Raw genomic sequence first — 6,946 nt, 5'->3', positions numbered from 1 at the left:
CCGCCCGCCGTGCCCGTGCCGGGCCGCACCGGCCCCATTCCGGGCGCGCTGCAGCGCACCAAGTCGCAATGGGCGCCCGCGCGGTGGGAAGAGCTGCCGGGCTGGGAGGCCGACCGCATCCGCGAATGGTGGCCGGCCTTGCATCGCAGCTGCCTGAGGCCGGTGAATGGCTGGGCCGGGCTGTGCACCGAGGTGCGCCGGCTGGGCCCGGCCTGGGGCGGGCAGGTGGACGATGGCTTTGTGCGGCAATGGGTGCAGGGGCACCTGCAGCCGTGGCGCGTGGTGGGCCTGGACGGCGTGAGCGACCGCGGCCTGCTGACCGGCTACTTCGAGCCCATGCTGGAAGGCCGCCGCCGGCCTGAAGGGCGGTTTCAGCACCCGGTGCACCGGCCGCCGGCCGATCTGGCCCAGCGCCGCCCGCACCTGAGCCGCACCGCACTGGAGACCACCGCCGAGGGCCGCGCCGCGTTGGCCGGCCGCGAGCTGGTGTGGCTGGCCGACCCGCTGGACGTGCTGCTGGTGCAGGTGCAGGGCTCCGGCCGCGTGCGCCTGCTGGACGAACCGGACGCGCAGGGCCGGCCGCGCGTGGTGCGCCTGGCCTTCGGGGGCCACAACGACCAGCCTTACCAGTCGGTGGCGCGCTGGCTGGTGGACCAGGGGGCCTTCCCGCTGGAGCAGGCCTCGTGGCCCGCCATCCGGCAGTGGGCCGCGCAGAACCCGACCCGCGTCGGCGAGATGCTGCGTGCCAACCCGCGCGTGGTGTTCTTCAAGGAGGAGCCGCTGCCCGATCCCGAGGTGGGGCCAGTGGGCGCCCAGGGCGTGCCGCTGACGCCGGGCCGCTCGATCGCCGTCGACCGCGACAGCATCCCGCTGGGCACGCCGGTGTGGGTGGACAGCACCGTGCCACAGCCGTGGTCGGCCACGGCGCCCGCGGCGCCCCAGCCGCTGCGCCGTCTGGTGATGGCGCAGGACACGGGTGGCGCCATCCTGGGCGCCGTGCGGGCCGACTTCTTCTGGGGCTGGGGCGACGAGGCCCTGGCGCTGGCCGGTCGCACCAAGCAGTCGGTGGCCCTGTGGGTGCTGTGGCCGCGCACACCCTGAGGCGCTGGCTCAGGCTCAGTCAGTGAGCCACTGGGTGGCGAACACGTCGCCCGGCACGGCGCGGCCGCGGTACCAGCCCTGAACCTGGTCGCAGCCGAGTGCCTGCAGCACATCGGCCTGCGCGCCGTGCTCGACGCCCTCCGCCAGCGTGCGCAGGCGCAGCGCGCGCGCCATGCTGATGATGGTGTGCACGATGGTGTGGTCCTCGGGCTTGTCCAGCATGTCGCGCACAAAGCTCATGTCGATCTTGAGCTTGCTGACGGGCAGCCGCTTGAGCGCCGCGAGCGACGAGTAGCCGGTGCCGAAGTCGTCGATGGACAGCACGAAGCCGGCCGACACCAGGGCGTGGGCCTGTTCCTCGGCCTTCTTCGGATCCTGCATCATCGAGCTTTCCGTCACCTCCAGCTCGATGCGCTGCGGCGTGATGCCATGCGCCTGCACCAACTGCACGGCCCGCGCCACAAATCCCTCGTCCGTCATCTGGCGGGCCGACACGTTGACGGCCACCCGCCCGGGGAAGGCCAGACCCGCATCATCCCAGGCACGCACCTGGCGCGCCGCTTCGGACAGCGCCCAGTCGCCGAGCTCGTCGATGAGGCCGCGGGTTTCGGCCACGGGAATGAACTCGGATGGGGCGATCCAGCCGGCTTCCGGGTCGTGCCAGCGTGCCAGCGCCTCGGCGCCGCACAGTGCACCGGAGCACAGGTCGAACTGCGGCTGGAAGTGCAGCGAGAGCTGGCGCGCATGGAGCGCGCCCTTGAGCTTGGTGGCCAGCAGCATGCGCCGCTGCAGGCCCTCGCTCATGCCCGCGTGGTAGAAGCGCATGGTGCCGCCGCCGGCCGCCTTGGCGCGGTACATGGCTGTGTCGGCGTGCTTAAGCAGGTCTTCGGCGGTGCGGCCGTCTTCCGGGTACAGCGCGATGCCGATGCTCATGCCGACCGTGAAGCGCACGCCATTGACCAGCACCGGCTGTTCGACGGCCTCGAGCAGGCGCTCGGCCACCTGTGAGGCCGAGGCGGCATCCGACGGGCCGAGCAGCACGAACTCGTCGCCCCCCAGCCGGGCCAGCGTGTCGCGCTGGCGCACAACGGCGTTCAGCCGCGCCGCCACGTCGGCCAGCACCTGGTCACCGATCAGATGGCCCTGGGTGTCGTTGATTTCCTTGAAGTGGTCAAGGTCGACGTAGAGCAGGGCCACGCCGTGGTGGTCGCGCTCGGCCTGGGCCAGGGCCTGCTGCAGGCGGTCGAGCGCCAGCGTGCGGTTGGGCAGGCCGGTGAGTGTGTCCTGGAAGGCCAGGCGCTGGATGCGCTCGCTGGCCTGTCGGCGCTCGGTGATGTCGTACACCGTGCCGAAGGCCTTGAGGACGCGGCCATCGTGCCCGCGCTGCAGCTTGCCGCGCGATTCGACCCAGCGCACGGTGCGATCGGGGCGCACCACGCGGTGTTCGATGCGGAAGGGGCGACCGGCCAGCGCCGCGCGCCAGGCGCTGTCGACCTCTTCGCGGTCTTCGGGGTGCACGGCCTGCAGAAAGGCCTCGTAGTTGACGGGCCCGCCGGGCTCGCGGCCGTACAGCCGGTAGGCCTCGTCGGACCACTGCGTCTGACCCGTGCGCAGATCGACGTGCCAGCTGCCGATGGCGGCCACGGCCTGGGCGTTGAGCAGGTCGGTCTCGAGCCGGGCCTGCAGGCGCAGGTCTTCCACCACCAGCAGCAGACGCTGGCCAGGCAGGCCACTGCTGTCGGGCAGCATCGACAGGGTGAGGCCCACGGGCAGGGCCAGCTCGCCCGGGCGGTCGAGCACGCGCAGCGTGGTGGACTCGCGCACCGGCCGGCCCTCGCCCATGCGGGTCAGCAGAGGCTGCAGCGGGCGCAGGTCGAGCACCTCGCCCAAGGCCATGCCCTGCAGCGCGGTGGCAGTCGTGCCGATCAGCTCGCCCAGGGCCCGGTTGGCATACAGCACTTTCAGGTCACCCGAGAGCACCAGCGTCCCGAAGGGCATGCCGGTGAACACGTTCATGTAGTCCTGCAGGCGGGCGATCTGCTGGTCACGGTGCGTGATGTAGCTGTCGATCGCCAGCCCGATGTCGAGCAGCACGACCTTCATCAGCGCCTGCAGCGCCGGCACGAAACGCGCGGGGTCGGTGCCCAGACGCTCCACCAAGGGGGGCAGCAGGTCGACCAGGTAGTGGCTGTAGGCGCCGAGGTACCAGGCGGGTGCCAGGCCCACGCGGGCGTGCGCCATGCCGATGGCCAGGCGGCGCTGCAGGTAGGCGGCGTCGTACGGGCCGGCCGTGAGGCTGTCGAAGTAGGCGCGCTGGGTGTGCTTGAGCCGATCGAGCACGCCGGGCGGTTCGATCAGCGGGGCGATCTCCTCGAAGCGCGCGAGGTGGTCGTAAAAGGCGTCGACAAACCCGGGGGCGACATCCCCCAGCAGGTCGTGCAAGGCCTGCAGCTCGGCCACATCGGCGGGGCAGAACTCGAGAAAGGCCTGCCGGCGAACGAAATCCGCCAGCGCAGAGGACGGCAGTACGGCGACGCCATCCCGATCGGTCGGGGCCATGAGGGGTGAGGGGGGAAGGGGGGAGGAAAACCCGCATTATGGGGGGTGGTACGCCTCCCGTCACTCACTGTCCGATCTTCAGGGAGATGCCGGTGAAGATGGAGAGGTCGCTCTTCTTCTGGCCTTCGGCGACGCGGCTGTTGTAGGTGTTGGTCACGCCCACGGTGAGCGCCAGCGAGCGCGACATGGCCACGCTGAGCGAGCCGTTGAACCGCGTGAGGTTGGGCCGCTCACCGGTCAGGCCCGGGTAGTACTCGAGCCGCTGCTTGAAGAAGGTGTTCTCGGTGAGCTGGTGCGTGGTCTCTTCGCCGAACAGCAGGCCGCTGCTGCGGAACCGCGAGCCGGTTTCGCCCGAGATGGTCTTGTCGAACTCGTAGCGGTCGTCGGTGTGGCTCACGCCCGCAAAGACGTCGACGGTGTGCACCTCGGTGCGCAGCAGGTGGCGGCCGAAGCCCGCCGCCAGCTGGGTGCGCAGGGCCAGCTGGGTCATGCGGTCGCGCTCGAAACCGAGCTTGCCGAACGCGAACGCGTTGGCCGAGATGTCGGTGTTGTGCTGCGCCGAGGCATCCCACCGGCCGGCGGTGGTGCGCGAGGTGCCATCGACCTTGTTCTTGCCCTCGTTCACGTGGGCCACCAGCGTGGTGCGCGTGGTATCGGTGGTGTGCGCCACATCGAAATTGAGCAGCAGCGCGCGCGTGCTGGTGTTGCCCGAGGTGGCCGCCAGCGACAGGCCCAGCACGCCCTTCCATTCGCCGGTCGCCTCACCCGGGGGCACGGCCACCCGCACGGGCGCGATCACCGCAGGCGGCGCGGGACGCTGAGCGAAAGCGGAGCCGCACAGGCACAGGGCGAGCAGGGGAACGGCGCGGCGGCGGCGGGCGGTCATGGCAAGGATTTCCTTCGTATCCAGGAGGGAGCGGGTGCGAAGGATTGTCACGGCAGCCGCCAGCCGCCTTGTTTCACAACGTGATGCCCATGAAGGCATCAGGCGTCTTCCCCCTTCAATAGGTCTTGTAGGGCAGGAACTTGCCGGACATGACGATCTGCACGCGGTCGCCGGCGGGGTTGGCCTCGCGCTGCAGGTCCATCTTGAAGTCGATGGCGCTCATGATGCCGTCGCCGAATTCTTCGTGGATCAGCGCCTTGAAGGTGGTGCCATAGACGCTGATCAGCTCGTAGAAGCGGTAGATCAGCGGGTCGGTGGGCACGCTGGTGGGCAACGAGCCCTTGTAAGGCACTTCCTGCAGCCACAGGCGGGCTTCGTCGGGCAGGTCGAAGACGTCGCCGATGACGGCGGCCTGCTCGGCGGTCAGCGTCATCTGGCCCAGGCAGGCGGCGGTCACCCACTCCTTGCTCAGGCCCACGCGGGCCGCCACGTCGGCCCATTTCAGGCCCTTCTTCACCTTGGCCTGGATGATCAGGTCGGTCACATCTTCGCGGTTCATCGTTGCTCCTTCAGGGGGATGCCCCACTGTAGGAAGCCGGCGATGCGGGCGCCATCACGGCGCGTGTGATTTCGCTGTAGGGCTGGCCCTACAAGGCCTTGCGGGCGCCGCGTTCCAACTCGATGGTGTGGGCCACGGCGGCATCCGGCACGCCAAGCGCCTGCAGCGCCGACGCCGTGAGTTGCAGGCCGGCCTCCACGGCCTCGGGCACGACGACCGTGGCACCGGCTTCCAGCAGTTCGCGCGCATGGTCTTCGTCGCGGCTGCGGGCCACCACGGGCACATGCGGGCAGGCGCTGCGCAGGGCCTGCACCGCGTGCAGGGCGGCGGCGGGCTGGTCCATCGTCACCATGACCACGGCGGCGCGGTCGACGTGCAGCTTCTGCAGCATCTCCGGGCGGGATGCATTGCCGTAGAACACCGGCCGGCCTTCGCTGCGCCACTGCGCCACGCGGGCGGCGTCGTGTTCCACCGCAATCCAGGGCACGCCCTGCCGGCTGAGCACGTCTGCAGCGAGGCGGCCGACGCGGCCGAAGCCGGTGATGACCACATGCCCGCCGGACACGTCGGTTTCGTCGACCACGGTGGTGTCGCGGGGGCCGCGCAGCCGGGCATCGAGCGCCTCGCCGGCCATGGCGCCCCAGCGGGCCAGCATGGGCGTGACGAAGAGGCTCAGGCCGACGACCAGCAGGATGAACTGCACGGTCTGGCGGTCCATCAGGCCCGAAGCGGCGGCCACCCCGACCACGATGAAGGCGAATTCGCCCCCCTGCCCGAGCAGGAAGCCGCCTTCGATCGAGCGCCCCCACGACAGGCCGCCGGCGCGGAACAGCACGGCCACGATGGCGGCCTTCAGCGCGATCAGGCCCACGACCGAGAGCGGCAGCCAGACGGGATCGTGCAGGATGGCCCGCACGTCGATGCCCATGCCGACCGACATGAAGAACAGGCCCATCAGCAGGCCCTTGAAGGGCTCGATGGTGATTTCAACCTCGTGGCGGAATTCGGTTTCGGCCAGCAGCAACCCGGCCAGGAAGGCGCCCAGCGCCATCGAGAGGCCCGCCGCGGCGGTGAGGCCGGCCATGCTCATGCTGATGAGCAGCGTGAGCGCCATGAACACCTCGGGCTGGCGCTGCTGCGCAAAAGCCCGGAACACCGGCTGGATGAGGCGGCGCCCGAAGACCACGATCAGGCCCACCACCAGCACCGACTTGAGCACCGTCAGGCCCACGGCCGTGCCCACGTCGTCACCGGCGCCGCGCGGGCCCAGCAGGTCGATCAGGATGAGCACGGGCACGACGGCCAGATCCTGCAGCATCAGCACCGAGAAGGTGGCCTGGCCCAGCGGGGTGCCCAGCGCCTGGCGTTGCGTGAGCAGTTGCACCACCACCGCGGTGGACGACAGCGCCAGCACCAGCCCCAGCACCAGCGCATTGGGCCAGCGGTTGCCGAAGGCCCAGGCCAGCACGCCGATGCACGCGGCACTCAGCATCACCTGCGCCGTGCCGGCCCCGAACACCCATTTGCGCAGGGCCCACAGCCGCTCGGCCGAAAGCTCCAGCCCGATCATGAACATCAGGAAGATGACGCCGAGCTCGGCCAGCTGGGCCACGCCCTCCGTTTCGTGGAAGGTGATGTGGGCCAGCCACGGGAAGGTGTCGATCCACAGCGCCAGGCCATTGGCCCCCAGCAGCACGCCAACGGCCAGAAAGCCGACGATCTGGTTGACGCGGAAGCGTTGCAGCAACGGGATCAGGATCCCGGACAGGGTCAGGAACACCAGCGCTTCGCGCAGAAACGGCAGGGTGTGGGATTCGGACAAGGGCAGGCTCCTCCTCAGC

General features: G+C 70.2%; 5 protein-coding genes. 1 reads left to right on the top strand and 4 read right to left on the bottom strand.

Translation table 11 applies throughout. From position 1 onward, the window contains the following. Positions 1 to 9 precede the first annotated feature (9 nt). Positions 10 to 1,101, top strand: coding sequence for an MltA domain-containing protein (locus tag Q0Z44_RS06200; RefSeq protein WP_298011269.1), 1,092 nt, complete (start codon positions 10 to 12; stop codon positions 1,099 to 1,101). A 15-nt stretch (positions 1,102 to 1,116) separates the two neighbouring features. Here the strand turns inward: Q0Z44_RS06200 and Q0Z44_RS06195 are convergent, their stop codons facing one another. The 4 genes from Q0Z44_RS06195 to Q0Z44_RS06180 form a co-directional block, all read right to left on the bottom strand. After that, positions 1,117 to 3,660, bottom strand: a complete 2,544-nt coding sequence (locus Q0Z44_RS06195; RefSeq protein WP_298011268.1) for an EAL domain-containing protein — start codon at positions 3,658 to 3,660, stop codon at positions 1,117 to 1,119. Between the two features lie 64 nt (positions 3,661 to 3,724). After that, a complete protein-coding gene (locus tag Q0Z44_RS06190) occupies positions 3,725 to 4,546 on the bottom strand; it encodes a DUF481 domain-containing protein (RefSeq protein ID WP_298011267.1) in 822 nt (273 codons plus the stop codon). 115 nt (positions 4,547 to 4,661) lie between these two features. Further along, entirely contained in the window at positions 4,662 to 5,105 is a 444-nt protein-coding gene (gene cynS / locus Q0Z44_RS06185) for a cyanase (RefSeq protein ID WP_298011266.1), read from the bottom strand. A gap of 88 nt (positions 5,106 to 5,193) precedes the next feature. Then, complete coding sequence (locus tag Q0Z44_RS06180; protein WP_298011265.1) at positions 5,194 to 6,927, bottom strand: cation:proton antiporter; 1,734 nt, start codon at positions 6,925 to 6,927, stop codon at positions 5,194 to 5,196. Between the last annotated feature and the right edge of the window lie 19 nt (positions 6,928 to 6,946).

Origin of the sequence: uncultured Aquabacterium sp. (assembly GCF_947366995.1) — a bacterium.
GTDB lineage: Bacteria > Pseudomonadota > Gammaproteobacteria > Burkholderiales > Burkholderiaceae_C > Aquabacterium.
Note: the sequence above shows the minus strand (reverse complement) of the source record. Positions and strands in the feature narration are given on the sequence as shown.